Annotated in this window: 18 protein-coding genes and 3 pseudogenes; 13 read left to right on the top strand and 8 right to left on the bottom strand. The window is 44.4% G+C overall.

Annotation, left to right across the window (positions count from 1 at the left end; all coding sequences use genetic code 11):
• The first annotated feature begins 840 nt into the window (after window positions 1–840).
• The 12 genes and pseudogenes from JMX03_RS07505 to JMX03_RS07450 all read left to right on the top strand — a co-directional run bounded on the left by JMX03_RS07505 (window position 841) and on the right by JMX03_RS07450 (window position 10469).
• Window positions 841–2193 (top strand): MBL fold metallo-hydrolase, encoded by a 1353-nt coding sequence (locus JMX03_RS07505; protein ID WP_201595797.1) that lies wholly within the window; start codon window positions 841–843, stop codon window positions 2191–2193.
• A 113-nt stretch (window positions 2194–2306) separates the two neighbouring features.
• Window positions 2307–2441, top strand: a pseudogene (locus JMX03_RS07500) (M14-type cytosolic carboxypeptidase); the annotation flags it as partial.
• A 463-nt stretch (window positions 2442–2904) separates the two neighbouring features.
• A pseudogene (locus JMX03_RS07495) lies at window positions 2905–3072 on the top strand (fumarylacetoacetase); the annotation flags it as partial.
• A gap of 1 nt (window position 3073) precedes the next feature.
• Window positions 3074–3271, top strand: coding sequence for an aldehyde dehydrogenase family protein (locus JMX03_RS07490; protein ID WP_265090457.1), 198 nt, complete (start codon window positions 3074–3076; stop codon window positions 3269–3271).
• A gap of 269 nt (window positions 3272–3540) precedes the next feature.
• Window positions 3541–4332 (top strand): putative hydro-lyase, encoded by a 792-nt coding sequence (locus JMX03_RS07485; RefSeq protein ID WP_201595794.1) that lies wholly within the window; start codon window positions 3541–3543, stop codon window positions 4330–4332.
• 100 nt (window positions 4333–4432) lie between these two features.
• Window positions 4433–5032 (top strand): acetyl-CoA carboxylase biotin carboxyl carrier protein, encoded by a 600-nt coding sequence (accB, locus tag JMX03_RS07480; protein ID WP_201595791.1) that lies wholly within the window; start codon window positions 4433–4435, stop codon window positions 5030–5032.
• Window positions 5014–6366, top strand: coding sequence for an acetyl-CoA carboxylase biotin carboxylase subunit (gene accC / locus JMX03_RS07475; RefSeq protein ID WP_201595788.1), 1353 nt, complete (start codon window positions 5014–5016; stop codon window positions 6364–6366). The genes accB and accC overlap by 19 nt, the downstream gene beginning before the upstream one ends.
• An 81-nt stretch (window positions 6367–6447) precedes the next feature.
• Window positions 6448–7101, top strand: coding sequence for a 5-oxoprolinase subunit PxpB (gene pxpB / locus JMX03_RS07470; RefSeq protein WP_201595785.1), 654 nt, complete (start codon window positions 6448–6450; stop codon window positions 7099–7101).
• Between the two features lie 26 nt (window positions 7102–7127).
• Window positions 7128–8048, top strand: a complete 921-nt coding sequence (locus tag JMX03_RS07465) for a 5-oxoprolinase subunit C family protein (protein WP_201595781.1) — start codon at window positions 7128–7130, stop codon at window positions 8046–8048.
• Window positions 8038–8775 (top strand): 5-oxoprolinase subunit PxpA, encoded by a 738-nt coding sequence (gene pxpA, locus JMX03_RS07460; RefSeq protein ID WP_201595778.1) that lies wholly within the window; start codon window positions 8038–8040, stop codon window positions 8773–8775. Before JMX03_RS07465 ends, pxpA begins: the two co-directional genes overlap by 11 nt.
• A 42-nt stretch (window positions 8776–8817) precedes the next feature.
• On the top strand, window positions 8818–10005 hold the full coding sequence (locus tag JMX03_RS07455) for an NRAMP family divalent metal transporter (protein WP_201595775.1): 1188 nt from the start codon (window positions 8818–8820) through the stop codon (window positions 10003–10005).
• A 35-nt stretch (window positions 10006–10040) separates the two neighbouring features.
• On the top strand, window positions 10041–10469 hold the full coding sequence (locus tag JMX03_RS07450) for an acetyl-CoA carboxylase biotin carboxyl carrier protein (protein ID WP_201595772.1): 429 nt from the start codon (window positions 10041–10043) through the stop codon (window positions 10467–10469).
• A gap of 56 nt (window positions 10470–10525) precedes the next feature.
• On the opposite strand, the pseudogene JMX03_RS07445 reads toward JMX03_RS07450, so the two are convergent.
• The 7 genes and pseudogenes from JMX03_RS07445 to JMX03_RS07410 all read right to left on the bottom strand — a co-directional run bounded on the left by JMX03_RS07445 (window position 10526) and on the right by JMX03_RS07410 (window position 17090).
• Window positions 10526–11811: pseudogene (locus JMX03_RS07445) on the bottom strand (IS256 family transposase).
• Between the two features lie 105 nt (window positions 11812–11916).
• On the bottom strand, window positions 11917–12627 hold the full coding sequence (locus JMX03_RS07435) for an ABC transporter ATP-binding protein (protein WP_201595763.1): 711 nt from the start codon (window positions 12625–12627) through the stop codon (window positions 11917–11919).
• 4 nt (window positions 12628–12631) lie between these two features.
• Window positions 12632–13834 carry an ABC transporter permease gene (locus tag JMX03_RS07430; protein WP_201595760.1) on the bottom strand — a complete coding sequence of 401 codons (1203 nt, stop codon included), beginning with the start codon at window positions 13832–13834 and terminating at the stop codon, window positions 12632–12634.
• Window positions 13831–14982: an efflux RND transporter periplasmic adaptor subunit gene (locus tag JMX03_RS07425; RefSeq protein ID WP_201595757.1), complete on the bottom strand. Its 1152-nt coding sequence runs from the start codon at window positions 14980–14982 to the stop codon at window positions 13831–13833. The genes JMX03_RS07430 and JMX03_RS07425 overlap by 4 nt, the downstream gene beginning before the upstream one ends.
• Window positions 14979–15587: a TetR/AcrR family transcriptional regulator gene (locus tag JMX03_RS07420; RefSeq protein WP_201595754.1), complete on the bottom strand. Its 609-nt coding sequence runs from the start codon at window positions 15585–15587 to the stop codon at window positions 14979–14981. Before JMX03_RS07420 ends, JMX03_RS07425 begins: the two co-directional genes overlap by 4 nt.
• A 236-nt stretch (window positions 15588–15823) precedes the next feature.
• Window positions 15824–16594: a YggS family pyridoxal phosphate-dependent enzyme gene (locus JMX03_RS07415; RefSeq protein ID WP_201595751.1), complete on the bottom strand. Its 771-nt coding sequence runs from the start codon at window positions 16592–16594 to the stop codon at window positions 15824–15826.
• Between the two features lie 109 nt (window positions 16595–16703).
• The gene (locus tag JMX03_RS07410; RefSeq protein ID WP_201595748.1) at window positions 16704–17090 is read right to left on the bottom strand and encodes a DUF1971 domain-containing protein; all 387 of its coding nucleotides are present in this window, start codon (window positions 17088–17090) and stop codon (window positions 16704–16706) included.
• A 311-nt stretch (window positions 17091–17401) separates the two neighbouring features.
• Between JMX03_RS07410 and JMX03_RS07405 the strand changes: the two genes are divergently transcribed.
• Window positions 17402–18883: an MFS transporter gene (locus JMX03_RS07405; RefSeq protein WP_201595746.1), complete on the top strand. Its 1482-nt coding sequence runs from the start codon at window positions 17402–17404 to the stop codon at window positions 18881–18883.
• Between the two features lie 425 nt (window positions 18884–19308).
• On the opposite strand, the gene narL is transcribed toward JMX03_RS07405, so the two are convergent.
• Window positions 19309–19968, bottom strand: a complete 660-nt coding sequence (narL, locus tag JMX03_RS07400) for a two-component system response regulator NarL (protein WP_201595743.1) — start codon at window positions 19966–19968, stop codon at window positions 19309–19311.
• Between the last annotated feature and the right edge of the window lie 26 nt (window positions 19969–19994).

Raw genomic sequence — 19994 nt, 5'->3', positions numbered from 1 at the left:
TGACTTTGACTAGAGTATTAGGTCAAATGATAAAAGGTGGTTTTATAGGTATATAGTAGTAAATCTATAATGCTTATAATAAAAAAATTAAATATTTAAAAACTTTTGTCCAATAATATCTATTTTCATCAAATCATAGGTTTTACAAATACAGCATAAATGTTCAGTATTACTCTCTATTTTACTTACTTATGACTAGGGTGTGCTGAGGTAAGCGCGGTCACGTCTAAATACGGTCAGCCAGTTTAAGTTTAGACTCAAACGGCCTGAGTCCATTACTCGTAATTACATAAATAACCGCATTTGCAGCATGGCTTTGTAAGCCAAAATACAATGGTTTAAGGGATCTAATGTTGTTGAGACACAAGAGTTATTCATAATAGCGGACATTAGATATTTAAAACAGCTTCAATAGTTGCTATATATTAGTAAATAATTCTTAACAGAATGTTAGCATTCAATATCAATTTTACATTAGCAAGCCAGTGTGCTTTTTGTTCATGCTTTGTAAATTTCGGATGATAAGTTGTTGAAAGATAAACTATTAACAGGCAGGGATGTTGATAGGTTATCTCAGCATATTGTCTATTGTTTTTCTAGATTCTTCTTCTACTACTAATAGTGTATCTGTGGCTCATAAGTTGATCGTCAGTGAAGTCCAGTAATGCAATGAAACCATCTAACAACGGCTATGTATATATATGTTGTTATCGATTGATAGTCATTGCTGGTCTATGCTAATTTTTAGAAATTAATATAGCACTGCGAAAATTTGTTAACTGTGAACATGCTACTGCTGTGAATATTCGCTCGATTATTATTCCAAGAAGGGAGACGATTATGTTGTTAGAGAAAATTAAAACACCTGGGCTTTCGCACCTGTCTTATATAGTGGGGTCAGGCGGGCAAGCAGCAGTGATTGATCCACGCCGTGACTGTACCATTTATGTGGATAAAGCCCGTGCGGCAGGGCTTGAAATTACCCATATCTTTGAGACGCATCGCAACGAAGACTTGGTTTCTGGTGCGCCGATATTGGCAGAGATGACGGGAGCAAGCGTACTACATGGGCCAAACCCAGAGCAGCCCATCGTCTATGCACAAACAGTGCATGACGGCGACTGCTTTACCATCGGTCAACTTGAGATTCGCGTGTTAGAGACGCCTGGGCATACCGATGATCATTTAGCATATGTTTTATTCGATACTGCTTATCCAGAGGGAGCTGTTGGGGTTTTTACCGGTGATGCTTTGTTCGTTGGTGATGTTGGCCGTACTGATTTTTATCCTGACAGACGCGAGGAGGTCGCAGGTCTGCTTTATGACTCGCTACAAAAAATACTGTCTTTGGGAGATCAGGCGATTATTTATCCTGCTCACGGTGCTGGTTCTGTTTGCGGCTCAGGCATGGCAGAACGTGAGTTCTCTACAGTTGGTCACGAAAGGTTGAACAACCCACGCTTACAGATTATGGATCGCGACGAATTTATTCATTTCAAAGTCAGCGAAAACCATTATCAGCCGCCATACTTTCGCTTAATGGAGCGACTCAATATGGAAGGCAGTGAAGCGCCTCCATCTGTTATTCGCCCGCGCAATCTATCGCTTCAACAGCTCAAAAACTGCAACGCTGATCATCTCATTGATATCCGTGAACCGATGGCTTATGCTTCCGGTCACCTGCCTAGCTCAATGAGCTTGCCTGTCGATATGATTTCTGCTTTTGCTGGATGGTATATCCATGAAGGGGAGAGCTTAGCGCTAATTGCCTCTGATGAAGAGCAGCTTGCTACCGCTATGGAGCACTTAGTGAGAATCGCCTTCGATAATGTCGAGGGTGGTTATGTTGGGATAATCTCTGCTGCTAAAAAGGGTGAGGAGATGCAAAAAATTCCAATGATTGACACGGCTGAGGTTAAAAGTCGTCTCGCAGGCGATGCTGACAATTGGACATTACTTGATGTCCGTGACACCGACGAGCGCGCATCTGATGCGATCGCAGAGTCGCAGCATATCTATGTCGGGCATCTTAATGAGCGCTGGCGTGAACTTGACAAAAACCGCCACTACACTTTAATGTGCGCTAGTGGCGAACGGTCAACCGTGGCAGCAGGATGGCTCGCTAGTCGAGGGTTCGACAAGCTAGATATCTATCTTGGAGGAATAAGTGCTTGGAATGCACACCATGATTGATTCTGAGTTCATAAATACGGTATGGCCACTTTGAGGTAAGATAAGTCTTATATTTTCTTATATTTCGACATAATTTAAAAAAATACAACCATAAAATCGATTAAGGAAAGGTTATGCATATCACTGCTAATTTCGATGCAGGTAATATTGATGTTATCAGTTTAGAAGACAAAAAAGACATTCAATTGGCTATTCGTCCAGATGTTGGTGAAGCGTTTTTCCAGTGGTTTAATTTTCGTCTAACAGGTCAGGTTGGCGAGCAGTATATTCTCAATATTATTAATGCAGGGGAGGCGTCCTACGTCAGTATTATAATCAGACTAGGATTCAAAAGGGCTTGGGCTATCGAGCGCCAAGACAGGTGTGGTTTGACTACTATCGTCAGGCTGCGTAATTAAAATCTCCCAAGTTTGGTTCTACGGATTTGACAGCATGGGTCACTACCTATTAACACTAAGTGTGGTCAACTCAAGAAATCGATATAGTCTAGTAGCAGTTATTCATTTCACTAGTAGTAGCTATACAAGTTAGGGGAAAGATGCTTCGATGTTATTAGACCTCTTACTTGCTCATAAAATATAGAAACTACTTGCAAAATGAACAAATGTAAATTACATTATAAGAAATGCGTTATCTTATACGTAAACTCACTGGTAGAAATAAACTAACATCACCGCAAGGAGCCATCTATGTCAATGATTGACAAAGTCAATGATTGACAAAAATCTCACATCATTTATCGATATCGCTAGCGATTCTGACTTTTCTATTCATAACCTACCTTATGGTATTTTTAGCGACACTGCTGAGGGCAAGCGCCGAGCTGGTGTTGCCATTGGTGATCACGTTGTAGATCTCTCTGTGCTTGAGGAAAAAGGATTTGCAGCGTTCATTACGCGTGGCTCGCGAAGTTGAAGCAGGTACTATATGGTTTAACGACTGGGTGGTGATGCGCGATGAGTTTGAGGAAGGCGGTTATAAGCAAAGTGGCGTAGGTCGCCTACGTGGTCAGTCGACGTTAGAGGACTTTATTGAGGTCAAACACATTGTCTTGCAGCCTGGAATTGTTGCAGAGTAAACTACTACTCTCGTTAAGAGATTATGTCTAAACACAAATCTCAATATTAACAACATCACCTAAGTAAAACGTCGAATGCAAAGAACTCAATAACTAATAGTAATCACAGAGAACGTCATCTAAACAAGTATAGCATTAGGCTATATTTTTAAACAATGTGTGCGAGCTAATGGCTATTGAGTGGTGAGATATCTCTATGACAAGATAGATCGTTCTTTGATCAGCATACTTTTTGATACGCCACCCATCTATTTAACGAGGCATCGACAATGTTAGATTTAGCAACCATGAGCCCAAAAGAAGTCAGAGAGTTAATCAGCAAAAATAAGATTGATAAGCCTACTTCTGGCATGTGCAAAGGTCATGTACAGGCAAACCTTGTCATAGTTCCAAAAGATATGGCTTATGATTTTTTATTGTTTGCGCAAAGAAATCCTAAACCCTGTCCTGTTTTGGATGTGACAGATATGGGTAGTGCCGAGCCCAGACTAATGGCAAAAGGAGCGGATTTAAGACGTGATATTGCAAAATATAGAATATATAAATTTGGTGAACTGGTAGAAGAAGTTTCAGACTTGAAAAACTACTGGAGAGATGATCTTGTCGGCTTTCTTTTAGGCTGTAGCTTCTCTTTTGAGACAGCCATGTTGAATGCGTCTATTCCTATCAGGCATATCGAGGACAATCATAATGTGCCTATGTATATCACCAATATTGAGACAGAACCTGCTGGCAAGTTTCATGGAAAAATGGTGGTAAGTATGCGGCCGATACCTTATCAGCTAGTCACCAGAGCCGTGCAAGCAACGTCTAGATTCCCGCAAGTACATGGTGCACCGATTCATATAGGAGACCCCAGCCTCATAGGTATTAAAGATATCAATCTACCTGATTTTGGTGATTCATCTGTCATAAAAGAAGGCGAAGTTCCCATGTTTTGGGCTTGTGGCGTAACGCCTCAAAGCATAGCCATGACTAGTAAGCCTGAGCTGATGATAACCCATGCACCAGGATATATGTTTATCTGCGATCCTAAAGATGAAGATTTGGCGGTGCTATAAATAAAATACCTATTAAGAGTTTGACACCAATATAGCCTTGCAGTAATTTTTACTAAAGAGATATACTAACTTATTAAAATATCATAATCGGTGAAACCATATGAATATTAATTTTACTGACCTAGAAAAGCTAATAAAGCTGGCGGAACGCTCTGATATAAAGTCATTGGAAGTGACTGATGGTGAGGCGCGTATCTCAATAGTTTGCCAACCTACTGGCAATGAAGTCACTACCAATAGAGATAATAGTAAGTCTAATGTTGGCATTTCCAATCCAAGTTCACAACCACAAACACCGACGAATGTTAATAGTAATAAAAATGATAATGGTATACGTAAGGTAAGTGATGATGAAGCCACTATCGAAGATGACAAACAGCCAATGCAAATAACAGCGCCCATGCTCGGTACCTTTTATCGGCGCTCAGAACCTAGCGCTGACGAGTTTGTTAAAGTAGGTGATAAGATAGACATAGGGCAGACGTTATGCATTGTTGAAGCAATGAAGATGATGCACGAAGTTAAAGCCGATTATGCTTGTACTATCAAGGAAGTCTTAATAGAAGAAGGTGACGTTGTAGAATACGGACAGTCTCTGTTTGTGGTTGAAGCAGTTATCCAAGACTGGTTGATATGCCAGCACTACTTATGCATTGTACTTTTTAGGTTAGGAAGACCGATATGTTCTCAAAAATATTAATTGCCAACCGTGGTGAGATTGCTCTTCGTATTATTCGAGCTTGCAAGCAGTTAGGTATCCAATCTGTGATTGCTCACTCCGAAGCAGATAGAGACTCGTTGCCGGTGCGTCTAGCTGATGAAAGCATATGTATTGGCCCTGCAAATGCCACTAAGAGCTATCTTAACCAAAGAGCGATTGTCTCTGCTGCTGTTATTACTGGTGCTGAAGCCATTCATCCGGGATATGGGTTTTTGGCGGAAAATGCTGATTTTGCTGATTTAATCGACAAGTCAGGGCTAGTCTTTATCGGGCCAACGGCAAAGAACATACAAAGAATGGGCGATAAAGTCGCGGCCAAAAAGCAAATGCTTGCCGCCAGTGTACCTTGTGTGCCAGGCTCCGAAGGTGCTCTGCCTAGTGAGAGTGAGCAGATTATTAAAATTGCCCATGATGTTGGCTATCCGGTCATCATAAAAGCGGCAAGCGGTGGCGGTGGCCGTGGTATGCGCGTGGTTGAAAAGGAAGCTGATTTATTGACCGCTATCTCCATGACCCAGACCGAAGCCAAAGCGAATTTTGGTAGCGCGATTGTTTATCTTGAAAAATATCTACAAGCTCCGCGCCATATTGAAGTACAAGTGCTGTCTGATACCTATGGTAATGCTATTTATTTAGGTGAGCGTGATTGCTCTATGCAGCGCCGTCATCAAAAAATAATTGAAGAAGCACCTGCTTTAGGTATTACTGATGAGCAAAGGCGGCAGATAGGCGAAGCTTGCGCAACGGCCTGCCAGCAAATGCAATATAGAGGAGCTGGCACCTTTGAGTTTTTATTTGAGAATGGGAAGTTCTTTTTTATCGAGATGAATACGCGCATTCAAGTTGAGCATACGATTAGTGAGATGGTCACTGGCGTTGATATTGTGCAAGAGCAAATCCGCGTGGCCGCGGGACTAGAGCTTACGTATAAACAAAGCGATATCACTATTACAGGTCACGCTTTTGAGTGTCGTATCAATGCTGAGAACCCCAATACCTTTTTACCCAATGCAGGACACATAGATTATTGCCATATGCCAGCAGGTCTAGGTATTAGAGTCGATACTCATATTGAATCAAACTATACCGTGCCACCTTCTTACGACAGCTTAATCGCTAAGATATGCGTGCATGAGCATACAAGAGAAGCGGCGATTAAGAAAATGCAGGCTGCCTTATTAGAGGCACAAATAACTGGTATCGATACCAATATTGGTTTGCATCAACGACTGTTCAAAGATGAAGTGTTTTGTCAGGGTCAAGTAAATATCCATTATTTAACCGAATGGATAAAACAAAATATTGAGCAATAACGGTTTGACCATACTCAGACACTACTTAAACATTATAAAGTGTAAGCAAGAGTCACGTAAATAAAAATGGAGCATAGGCTTATGGAGCTACAATGGCAACTGTGCAGCGAGACTAATTTAGCGTTGTTTTTCTCTAAGCCCATAACGCTCGAGAAGCAGCAGCAGTGCTGGGCGCTTGCCGATAGCATACAGAAGATGCCAGAAGTTTTAGAAGTGGTTATTGGCATGAATACTTTAAGTGTGTTCACAGTATCCTTAACTTGGCCTAAGCTTAAAGCCTTCAAAGACAAACTTTCCGCATTACTTAATAATATCCCCTCAAAAACCATCGACGGCAAGCACGTGGAGATTCCCGTGCATTATGGTGGCAACTATGGCCCTGACCTCAAATCTATGGCGACTGCATTAGGTCTATCTGTTGAAGACGTAGTGAGGCGACATACTGAGACGACATATACCGTTTACTTCATCGGCTTTCAGCCAGGATTCCCTTATCTTGGCGGCTTAGCAGAATCCTTATATTTTTCAAGACATGCTACCCCACGTACCCAAGTGCCGGCAGGTTCGGTCGGTATTGGCGGCGAACAAACCGGCGTCTATCCTTTTGAGTCGCCTGGTGGTTGGCAGCTACTTGGTCAGACAGACACACGGCTATTTGATCTAAGCAAAGCGTCTCCTACTTTACTTAGCGCTGGCGATACTTTGAAATTTGTAGCTGTTGATATTCATGAATAAGCGCTAGACATGTAGGGATGATATTGATGAAGATTTTAAGCGCAAACGGTCTTTCCAGCATCCAAGACTCAGGCCGATTAGGCTATCGTAGTATGGGTGTGGATAGAAGTGGTGTGATGGACTTTTGGGCATTACAAGCCGGTAATGCCTTGCTCAAAAACGATCTTAACGAGCCAGCTATCGAAGTGGCTTTAGGCGGTCTGACTATTGAGTTTGAAAAAGACGTTAGCTTTTGCTTAACAGGTGCGCTGTATGAAGCTTATCTTGATAATAAGCGCATTCCTTGCTATTGGCGTATCAATGCACACGCTGGACAAGTACTCAAACTTCTGCGTCCACTACAGGGTATGTATGGCTACCTATGCGTTCACGGTGGTTTTGCTATTGAACCAATATTGCAATCAGCCAGCACTAATCTAAAAGCGGGCTTTGGTGGCTTTGCAGGAAGATATCTTCAGGCAGATGATATCTTAAAGGTAAAGAACGCCTCAAATCTAGCGGTAGTAGGTGTGGCTCGTCTTGCTCCAACTAATACTATTAGGGTAGTAAAGAATAGTGAGTACGACCATTTTACACTTGCCTCCAAACAAGCGTTTGAGACCCAACAATGGCAATTACAAAGCAGTAGCAACCGTGTGGGTTATCGACTAAGAGGCCAGGCACTCGAATTTATTGAACCATTACAAATGAGCTCACATGGCGTCGATATGGGTATGATCCAAGTGCCACCGCAAGGACAGCCGATAGTGCTGATGGCAGACGCACAGACGACAGGTGGCTACCCAAAAATCGCCACAGTTATTGATGCTGATATAGGGCTGATGGCACTAATTCGCTTTGGTAAAACCTGCCAATTCATCGTGATAGACATTGAGCAAGCCTTATATGAAAGGCAACAAAGACAACGTTATATTGAACAAATCAAGGAGTACGCTCATGAAAGTTGATCTAAATGCTGACGCCGCCGAAGGCTGCGGACAAGACGAACAATTACTAACCATAGTCAGCTCTGCAAATGTTTGCTGCGGCTTGCATGCAGGTTCTTATGCTGAGATGTTAGTGACTTTACAGCTGGCAAAGAAAAATAATGTCAGAGTAGGCGCCCATCCAGGGCTAGATGATAGAGAGAACTTTGGACGTACCAATCAAGCTCTAGATGAAGAGGGCTATCGTGCCTTAATGAGGTACCAATTAGGTGCGACCAAAGCGCTTTGTGATTTGGTCGGCGTGACTTTAGAGTACGTAAAGCCGCATGGTGCTTTGTATAACCAAGCGGCTGTTGATGAAGCATTGTCAGATATTTTAGTTACTGAAATCAAGCTTTTTGATCCTCGTTTAAAAGTGATGGGCTTGTATGGTGGTTATTTGGTTAAGTCCGCTAAAAATCATGGTCTAGAAGCGATCTCAGAGGTATTTGCCGATAGGAACTATGAAAACGATGGCTCACTGGTTTCGCGCAGCAAAGATAACGCACTAATAACGGATACTGATGAGGCTACCAAGCACGTATTACAGATGATTACTGAAGGCGTGGTTACCAGTGTTAGCGGCGAGAAGGTGCCAGTAGAGGCGCAAAGTATCTGCCTACATGGCGATGGTGAACATGCTATTTTATTTGCTAAAGAGATAAAAAAACAATTAGAGCTTAAAGGTATTGAAATATCTGCTGCATAACATCAGCTCATATGAGCTGCTCTATACTAAACAAGGATGTTTATGAGTACTCTAAAAAAACATAACACTGCTATCTTGGGCGCAGCTTTTTTGATGGCGACCTCAGCAGTAGGACCAGGGTTCTTAACGCAAACTGCCACTTTCACCGAAAGCCTGATGGCAAGTTTCGGATTTGTCATTTTAATCTCTATTATTATGGATATTGGTGTCCAGCTCAACGTTTGGCGAATAGTGGCTGTCTCTAAAAAGCGTGCGCAGGAAATTGCTAATTTAGTGTTTCCTGGGGTGGGTTATCTGCTGGCTTTTTTAATCATTGCTGGAGGCCTGGCATTTAACATTGGTAATATTGGCGGCGCTGGTCTTGGTATGGAGTCAATGTTCAATATCTCTCCCATTACTGGTGCCTTGATTAGCGGTGTCATCGCAGTCGCTATTTTCTTAGGCCGAGAAACTGGGCCTATTATGGATAAGTTCGCTCAGCTAATGGGCTTTATTTTAATTGTATTAATTATCTATGTGATGTTTAAGTCAGATCCACCATTAGCAGAAGCAGTTACCAAAACCATTATACCTGATAAGATAGATGCGGTAGCGATCGTAACCTTAGTAGGCGGAACGGTCGGTGGTTACATTACCTTCTCTGGTGCGCATCGACTGCTCGAGGCTGGTGTGAGCGGTGAAGAAAATCTAGATTTGGTCACGAGAAGCTCGGTCTCAGGTATTTTGATTGCCTCTGTTATTAGGGTGTTTTTATTCCTTGCCGTGCTAGGCGTAGTCTCTCAAGGTTTCGCGCTAGATCCAACCAATCCAGCTATGTCACCTTTTCAGTTTATCTTAGGTAATACTGGCAAAGTCATTTTTGGTATGGTGATTTGGGCGGCCTCAGTGACCTCCGTTATCGGAGCTGCTTATACTTCCGTATCTTTTATGACCAATTTTCATCCCTTTATTGAGACACACAAGCGCTACTTCATTATTGGCTTTATTGTAATCTCAACACTGGTGTTTGCTACTATCGGTAAACCTGCACAAGTATTGGTATTGGTCGGTACGCTTAATGGTTTAGTGTTGCCCATTGCCATGGTAATCATACTTATCGCCGCGTATAGAAAGAACATCGTTGGCAGTTATAAGCATCCTATTTGGATTGCGGTATTTGGCTGGATAATCGCTATTGCTATGAGTATTCTAAGTGTGATGACTATCGCTAAGTATCTTGGTATGGGTTAGAAAATAAGTAAAGTAATCAGTTAAGGGGTTTTTTTATGGATATTAAGCAAATAGCACGCGCAGTGGAATTGGTTGAACTCAGTCAATTGCATGAGGTAACGATTGTTGAAGGTTGGCAGTCAATTAGGGTCGTCAATAATTTACATCATAATACTATGAACCCTGTAGAGGAAACTTATTCTTTAGAGACAAGTACTACGCAGAATGATGCAAGTAGTGATAGCAGTAAGGCGCAAATCACTGCCACTTACGTTGGTCGCATTTATTTAAGTGAAGACGGTGCTAACGATGATTTGGTCAGTAAGGGCGATCAGGTGGAGCAAGGTCAAACCGTTTGTTTTATTGATGAGTTAAGCCGCTTATTACCCGTGGTCAGTGATAAGTCTGGTACGATTAGCGATATTTTAGTCAAAAGTGGCGATAACGTGGAGTATGGACAAGCTATTTTTGAGTTAAAGGGGTAAGAAGCGGCTAAAAAGGCATTATCGCGAGCCCATCCCAGATTCTGTGTAACTGCCATTTAGATTAAATGCTTACTAATACGGTCATCAAACATAATCATAAAGCGATTTAAAGCAGACGTCCAGTTACGGATGGGCATTGACCACTTTTTAGAGGCCTGCTGGGTTGCCAGATATACTACCTTGAATGCAGCCTGATCAGAGGGGAATACTTTACGCTTATTCACCGCCGTTCGAATCACGCTGTTTAGCGACTCGATAGCATTGGTGGTATAGATGGCTTTTCTGATGTCTTTCGGGTACTCAAAGAACACCGTTAAGCCCTCCCAGTTATTACGCCAAGACTTGATGACATGCGGGTACTCTGTGCCCCATACTTCATCAAAGTGTTCAAGATTGGCCTCTGCCATCTCAAGCGTATCAGCACCGTAGATGGCCTTTAAATCAGCTGCTACGGCCTTCTTGTCCGTCCAAGGTACGAACTTCATCGAATAGCGCACCATATGCACGATACACAGCTGAACCTGAGCGTTGGGGTAGACGGTGTTAATGGCATCAGGGAAGCCTTTTAAACCATCGACACAGGCAATGAGGAAATCTTGAACCCCGAGGTTTTGTAGCTCAGTGAGAACACCAAGCCAGAATTTAGCGCCCTCATTCTCTGATAGCCACATACCAAGCAGCTCTTTTTTACTATCAAGAGCAACGCCTAAGGCCAGATAGATAGCTTTGTTGATGATCTGCTTGTCCTGACGAACTTTGACGACAATGCAGTCTAAGTAGACGATAGGATAAACACTGCTCAGTGGCCGGTTCTGCCAAGCGGTGATGTCATCCAAGAGGTTGTCAGTGACTCTGGAAACCAAGCTGCTTGAGATGTCGACGTCGTAGAGCTCTTTAATGCTCTCTACAATCTCGGTGGTGGTTTGACCCTTGGCATATGAGCGAGGAGAATCAAGTGTCCGGGGGACAGTTGCCCGAAGCGTAAGACGTAAGGCTGTGCCTGTAGTTAAATATGATTTTATCGTCAAGACCTGAGATACGGGTTTGATGCTTACTGACGAGTACAGGCTCAAAGCTGCCACCGCGGTCTCTTGGGGTTGATATCTCAAGATCGCCTGTGTCGCTACCTACAGACGGTCTTTTTAGTGTGTCCATTGCGCTTATTAGGCTTGTCTGCTTTCTCATGCTTAGGATAGCCGAGATGGTCTTCCATCTCAGCTTCTAGTGCAGTGTCGATAAACGACTGCATGAGCTGCTTTTGAAAGTCTTTGATGTCATCAAAGCTGTTCATGCTACCAGCCATTTGCTCGGCCAGTTTCTTGATGTCAGATTGGTTAGTCATTGCTTATTCTCCTGTTAGGGGATTATAAGCAGTTACACAGTTTGTCTATTTAACCTTTCTTTTTAAAATCTACTGTGCGCTTTAAGCTTTCACTGAATGTATCTTTTATTCAAACTCTCTTCCTTCACCAACCTCCTCATGGGTGACGCCGTCACGAATGTGATAGATACGCTTGAAAGTAGGAATGATCTTTTCATCATGTGTGACCACAATAATGGCAGTCTCGAACTGCCGAGCCATGTCGTTGATGATGCGAATGACAGCCATAGCGCGCACCCCATCGAGAGCCGCAGTGGGTTCATCCGCTAGGATTACTGGTGGTCGGTTGACCAATCCGCGCGCGATGGCAACCCGTTGCTGCTCGCCGCCCGAGAGCTGTGCAGGCATGGCGTGAGCTCGTTGGTGCACATCAAGTGCCGTAAGCAACTCTAACGCCCTCGCTCGTGCTTGAGAGTTGGAGACGCCTGCAAGCATCGGCAATAGAGCGACATTGTCGGTGACATCAAGAAACGGAATCAGGTAGGGTGATTGAAAAATAAAACCAATTTTGTCGCGTCGTAAGGCACGCAAGTCACGAACTTTCCAACCATCGTCGTAGATTAACTCATCGCCCAGCGTCATGCGTCCAGCGCTTGGATCAATAACCGCGCCCAAGCATTTGAGCAGCGTGCTCTTGCCCGAGCCAGAAGGGCCAATTAATCCGACCACTTCACCTGGCGCTACCTGCATATTGACATCCTTCAATGCGTAGACTGCGGTGTCACCTTTGCCAAAGCGTTTGCTTAAGCCTTCTATATGTATGCCTGTTTTGCTCATTAAATTATCCTATCGCTTCGGCCGGATCGACCTTGAGTGCCATGCGAATGGCGATGATACTGGCCAGTACGCAAATCACGAGTACAGCAAAAAACCCAATCACAGAATCTATTGGCGTGAGCAGTACATATTTGGGAAATAGGGGGGCGGCGAAGGTGGCAGTGATTTTACCGACCACGAAGCCAATCACGCCTAAGGCGAGTGCTTGCTGCATGATCATCGCCGCAATCGTTCGATTGCGGGTACCGATAAGCTTCAATACTGCAATTTCGCGGATTTTATCCATCGTCAGTGAATAAATAATAAAGGCGACAATCGCCGCGCTAACGATGGCTAAAATGACTAAAAACATACCGATTTGCTTGGCTGAGGTGGCGATTAGTTTACCAACGAGAATCTCTTCCATCTGTGCTCGCGTGTAGACGGTCATACGTTTCCAGCGCTCGATAGTTTCGGCTACCTCGTCCTGCGCATAGCCGGGTTTTAGGGTGACTAGCACGGCATTAACGGAGGCATTGGTGCTCTGTGAGGCAATGACGGCATCTAGCAGGCCTGGTACGCCGGGTCGATTGAAGGCAGGATTGGCTTCGGTACGCCGCCGGCTTTGCCAAATAGCGTCGTTATTTTTGAGGAATTGAGCTTCCTGAGCATCCTTGAGTGGAATGAATACCATCGGGTCACCGCTAGATGAGACCATGCGCCGAGTCAGCCCTACGACGGCGTAGTTATTGCGGCGAATAGAGATACGATCTCCCAGTTTAAAACCAGTGGCAATATCAGCCACTGCCTCATAGTGCCCGCGCGTGATATGGCGACCAGAGACGAGATAGGGCGGCCATCCTGGTGTGGCGCCCGACTCGCTAGGAGCGATGCCAACCACCATAGCACGTACGTCGCTTTCGCCTCTATGTACTTGGGTGGTCAGGTAGGTTACATTCGCGGCTTGGGCGACGCCCGGCATGCCAAGGATAGAGCGATACACATCATCATTGATGCTAGACGCTTCTGCATAAGGCCCGAGCGTATCTTTTTGTACTACCCAGAGGTCAGCGCCGCTATTATCGAGCAAGGCCTTGCCATCATCCACCATGCCTCGGTACACGCCGGCCATGACGAGAGTGACACCAATCAGCAAACCTAGACCGATGCCGGTGAAGACAAACTTCCCCCAAGCATGGAGAATGTCACGGCCTGCTAAGCTTATCATGGTGACACTCCTGGAATTTGGTCGACCACCTTGATACGACTGTTCGCCTTTAGTTGCTTTTGGCTATAAACCACGATTTGGTCACCCTCTGCGAGCCCCTCAAGCACCTGCACGAAGCCATTGAGATCGGATGTACCGAACTTGACTGACGCGAAACTTAAATCACCATCTACAATCTGCCACACACCAACTTTATCGCCGTCACGTTGCACAGCAGCGTTGGGTATTAGTGGAGTAGTCGGTAACGCTGGCAAGTCAACCGTCACTTCGGCCAACTCGCCCAATGAAGGTAGAGGTTGTGGCTGATTATCAAACGTCACTTTAGCCAGCATCTCTTCGGTGACCACATCGGCTATCGGCTCCACACGCAGCACTGTTCCTTGCAACACCTGATCGCTGCGTGAACGCAGAGCGATATATGCTGGCAAACCTTCTGCCAAACCTGAGGCACTGATTTGATCGAAACGCACATTGATCCATAAGCTTTTGGGGTCAATTACCTCTACCACAGCTTGCCCTGCAACGATGGTCGTGCCAGGATCGGCATCACGCACAGCGACGATACCAGCAACAGGGGTGATTAAGCGCAGATTGCTTTTCTGCGCGATAAGTCCTTCACCGTCAGAGCGTGCTCGGGCAATGTCGGCTTTGGCGACGGATAAGGCTGCATCAGCGACCTGTAAGTCCTGTCGTTTTACAGTGATGCTTTCCTCACTGACCGCTTGCACGTCAAGCAGTTGCGCATAGCGCTGTAGTTGTTGCTCTGCAAAGACTTTCCGAGCTTCTGCCTCCACCAATGCCGCCTCCGCCCGTTTTAATACAGACTCCTGCGAGCGAATTCTATCATCGAGATCGATAGGCTCCATCTCACCGAGTACTTGTCCTGCCTGCACTTGTTCGCCTACATGCACATCCAAGCTTTTTACGCGACCCGCAAATGTCGGCCCTATCTTGTAGGTGTAGCGTGCTTCCACAGTACCGATGCCGAACAGCGAAGGCGAGATAACGCCTGACTCCACCTTTGCCACTGTTACAGCGACAGGGGCGAGAGGTCCTGAGCGTAGACCGACATAAATAAAGAGCGCCAGCAACGGAATGATGACAGCCAGCAGTGCTAAAGTACGGCCTTGCAGGGGCAGTTTCTTCATTGCGTACTCCTTATACCGCGCCGATAAATCGCAAAAACTCGCGGTGCATCGTGCTGCATGCGTTTCACATCGTCTGCCAGCATCGATTGCATCACCAAACCCTGAATCGTGCCAATGAACAGTGTCGCTGCTGCTTCGCTGTCGAGGGATTGTGGCAACTCACCACTATCTTTAGCTTTTTCAATGAGAGGGTACAAACGTTCGCTATAGCGCTGAATCAAGGTTTGTACCATGCGCTTGGCTGTTGTTGATTCGGTACGTTGAAGCTCACCAAAAATGATTCTTGGTACTCCTGGATGCTCAGACACAAATTCGATATGACTCATGAACATCGCCTCCATGGCAGCTAAGGGCGACTCGATTCCTTGGGTGGATCGATCAATTTTGGTGAGCAGGCGCTCTGCTACCCACTCCATAACCGCTTGCCAAATGGCGTCTTTGTTTGGGAAGTGCCGAAACAGTGCTCCCTGAGTTAAGTTCATGTGTTTGGCGATAGCCGCAGTCGTAATTTTGCTAGGATTTTGTAAGCTGGCGAGCTCTACGACGGACTCGACAGTGACGGCACGACGTTCATCGGCAGGTAGATGCTTTGGATAAGGACTCACGGGCGCTCCTAAAAGATAGTAATCAATTACTATCTTATTTATAAAGCGCCCTTTAAGCAAGGGATAAGTCAATATCCATGCTAAATCTAGGTTAATTGTTAGACGGGCTCTTTGAAAGATTATTTAAAAATAGGCTTTGAGCGTATGGTTGTCGCTAGTAGGAGGTGGTTATTTCAGTATCTTATGTTCACTGGTTGTATCAGCTTCATCGGGGAAATTAAGCACTGCAAAAGGATCTAATTGTTTATATGGTTTTCTGGCCAATAATGGCTGTCTGGCAAGGCTCTAGCACCAAAGATTGCTTGACCTACTCGAACAATAGTCGCCCCTTCTTCAATAGCTATTTCAAAGTCACCAGACATACCCATAGAGAGCTCTTGCATACTCATATTAGCGGGTAGGGTGTCTAGCAGGCCATCTCTGATATTTCGTAATAAGATAAAGCAGTCTCTCACTTTTTCTGCATTGTTAGACAAGAGTGCCAAGGTCATAAGCCCTTTAACTCTTAATCTATCAAGTGACTTAATTTGTTCAATAAAATCAGCAACTTCAGTAGGGTGTAGCCCGTATTTGCTTGCTTCATCTGACGTATTCACTTGTATCAGTACTTCCATGTGTCTATCTTCAAGCTGTAAGCGCTCATTGAGTCTTTTAGCCACTTTTAAACTATCAAGTGCTTGAAACTCTGTGGCAAATCTAGCCACATACTTGATTTTGTTGGTTTGAAGGTGACCGATGACAGACCAATTAATAGGTAAATCATTCATCGACTCCTGTTTTTCTACAGCTTCTTGTACTTTGTTTTCGCCAAAGTAGTCATAGCCAAGCGTGAACGCCATTCTTATGATGTCTTCATCAACTGTCTTGGTGACTGGTAAAAGACGTACAGAGCCTGTCTCTCTATTTGCACGTTGACAGGCTTGTTGAATGCGTTTTTCGATATCAGCAAAGTTTGCAGACAATGCTTCGATACTTTTTGCTTTTTGGTACAAAGGTTTTGTCATCATCCGCTCACCTAGTTAGTGCGTTGGGAATCATTCATGAATCGGATAGCTAATAGCCATCTGAGGTATTTGTTTAATGTGCATTTGTTTAATGTGCAAAGGTGATACGTCTTTAAGTTTCGGGTTTGTCAAATAGCGCCTCAATAGGTTTGCTATGGATGGTCGAGCTATTAAACAGTGACTTATTGCCTGTATCGCCTTCTGTCCAAAAGTTAATATTAAATTGAGCGTCATCGCTTAATTCTACCCGATGCCAATACTGCGGCGGACTAACAGCAAACTGTCCTGCTCGAATGACTATGGTTTGCTCAGGTTCAGTGGCGGCTTCGTTGGCAAATCCGTAAAAGGTGACAACACCTTGCATGACACAAATTTGGCCAAATACGCCCTCTGCAGTATTGTGATGAGTTAATAAGGCTTTGGGAACTTTATCTTTGGTAAAAAAGTGCGTAGAGCGTTTTATTTTCCAGTGACTTGGGATGATGGTTGGTTGGTTCATGGTAACTCCTTGATGTGTTGGTTATAGATGTCTTTTGAGCATCTTGATGTCGTATTTGGCAAGTAATATAAATAATAATGATAATCATTACTAAGTATAGCACCTTTTGTGCTATAGAGCTAAGGTGTTTTTACTGTTTTATCATCCCATGATTAGCTAATGGGTACAGCACCAATTGGTATTACCTTTTGATGCTCATTTAGTAGTACTAAATGTAGAGTACGTACCGCTTTTGCTCGATAGTGAAGCGGATACATTATTGTTACATTGTCTCCATTAGGACTATCAAGTTTTTTTGGAGGACATTTGTTATGCATGCAAAAGAGCTACTTGAGTTGGAACGCCGTGAGATAAGAGCGCTTCACTACACGTGGATCGCTTTTTTTCTGACGTTTTATGTCTGGTTCAACATGGCGCCGCTTGCGACGTCTATGCTACAGACCGAGAGCTATTTGACACCAGATCATATCAAGCTTTTCTTAATTGCCAACGTGGCTTTGACCATTCCAGGTCGTGTGGTGGTGGGAATGGCATTGGATCGTTTCGGACCTAGAAGAGTGTTTTCGATATTGATGGTGGTAATGGCGATACCGACCTGGTTTTTCGCTTTTGGTACATCAGCCATGCAGCTGTTTGTTGCGCGCTTATTTATGTCTATCGTCGGTGCAGGTTTCGTCGTCGGTATCCATATGACAGCGCTATGGTTTAAGCCAAAAGATATTGGCTTTGCAGAAGGCTTCTATGCGGGCTGGGGAAACTTTGGCTCTGCGGCTGCGGCGATTACCATCCCGACCGTGGCGCTACAGTTCTTTGGTGGTGATGATGGGTGGCGCTGGGCGATTGCCTTATCTGGGCTATTGATGGCGCTATACGGCGTTGCTTATTGGTTTTTAATCACAGATGGTCCGACAGAGGGTACTCGTAAGAAATCACGTAAGTCAGGGGCTTTAGAAGTATCTAGCTGGCGTGATCTATGGTTGTATTGTTTGTTTACCATTCCTTTATATGGCGTATTAGGGGTCTTGGTCTATCGTACTCAAGACATGGGATTTTTGAGTGAGACAGGGGCTTGGATACTTTATATTGTCATCGCTGCTGTGGTTGCGTATCAGATTTATAAGGCGATTAGTGTCAACGTACCAATGCTAAAAGCAGGTATACCTGAAGATGATAAGTATCCCTTTAAGTCAGTGGCTGCGCTCAACGTCAGTTATTTTGCCAACTTTGGCGCAGAGCTTGCGGTGGTCTCTATGCTGCCGATGTTCTTTGCTGCGACATGGAAGCTTGACCCTACCGCAGCAGGACTGGTCGCCTCAACCTTTGCCTTTGTAAACTTATGGGCGCGTCCATTGGGTGGCTATATCTCTGACAAGGTCGGCAACCGCCGTCTGGTCATGCTCATATATATGTTCGGTATTGGTATTGGGTTTGGGCTAATGGGGTTGCTCAATGCTCAGTGGCCACTATTTATCGCCGTTGTGTTCACTATCTTGTGCTCGGTATTTGTACAAGGGGCTGAGGGCGCAACCTTTGGTATTATTCCTTCGATCAAGCGCCGTCTGACAGGTCAGATATCTGGTATGGCGGGTGCTTATGGCAACGTTGGCGCAGTGTTCTACTTGTTTATTTATACCTTTGTAGAGCCAAATCAGTTCTTCTTGATTATCGCAGTCGGTGCTTTCATCGCTTGGTTGGTTTGTTACTTCTGGCTAGAAGAGCCTGAAGATGCCTTTGGTGATGAATACAAAATGTCATCAGTGGATCGTCATATCGCGGCTGAAGAAGCTCGATAATCTAGGGCGTGTCACCAATTAGCACTTATAAATATTTGACCGCAATTTATCTTATTTTAAGCCTCGCCATCTAAATGATGACACGTCCTAGTTGGACTTGAGACGTTAATTTAAAATATAAAAAACCACCTAGTGATGAATAAACTGGGTGGTTTTTTATGACTTATACGCCACTCTCAACTTATTTTGTAGGGTGGGTTAGCGGCAGCGTAACCCGCCAAGTAGTTTAGATAACATTCGCCAATATAACATCGGCGGGTTACGTTTCATCCTCGTTCTCTACGAGAATTTAATAAAACTAACCCACCCTACGAGAGCTTGCTTTTGCAAAGTTACTATGCTGGGCTAAAGCCACAGCCTACGATAGTTCATGCTAAGTTGAGAGTGGGGTGACTTATACAAACGGCCACAATGTTTTAAGGCATCTATTTAGACAAATGATTTACCGTCCATACCGCAGCTTCTACGCGGGTACGCAGTCCAGTTTTGTTAAGGATATGTTTGACATGTACCTTTACCGTGGACTCTGCGATATCGAGCTTATTGGCAATCATTTTGTTGCTGAGACCCTCAGCGATCATTTGGATAACTTGCAGCTCTCTGGCGGTCAGATTGCCTGCGATATCATCAATGCTCGGCTTGCGCATGGTTTGCGCCAGTATCGATGCCAGATTTGGACTGATGACCAGCTCTCCTCGTAGCACCTTTCTGATATCGACGATGATTAGCTCTGGCTCCATGTCCTTTAATAGATAGCCATCTACTCCTAGCTTGAGCGCCTCTTGTACATCCTCCCCACTATCAGAAACATTAAATAAGAGAGTTTTTACATCGATGCCTCTGGCCTTGATTTCTCTGAGCGTCTCTAGTCCCGTCAATATCGGCATTTTATGATCGAGGATAACCAGGTCTACGTCATTGTTTTCCAAAAATTCCAATGCTTCCATGCCGTTATTTGCCTCACCAACGACTTTTACGTCATTCTCCAGCCCCAACAGCTCTGCAATACCTCGGCGTAGCATAGGATGGTCGTCTACCAATAAAAGCTTGGCAGGAGAGGTGGCGGTATAAACTTTAGTACTCATAAAATACTCACAAATTAAAACTCATA

It is taken from the genome of Psychrobacter fulvigenes (assembly GCF_904846155.1).
GTDB classification, from domain to species: Bacteria; Pseudomonadota; Gammaproteobacteria; order Pseudomonadales; family Moraxellaceae; genus Psychrobacter; species Psychrobacter fulvigenes.
Note: the sequence above shows the minus strand (reverse complement) of the source record. Positions and strands in the feature narration are given on the sequence as shown.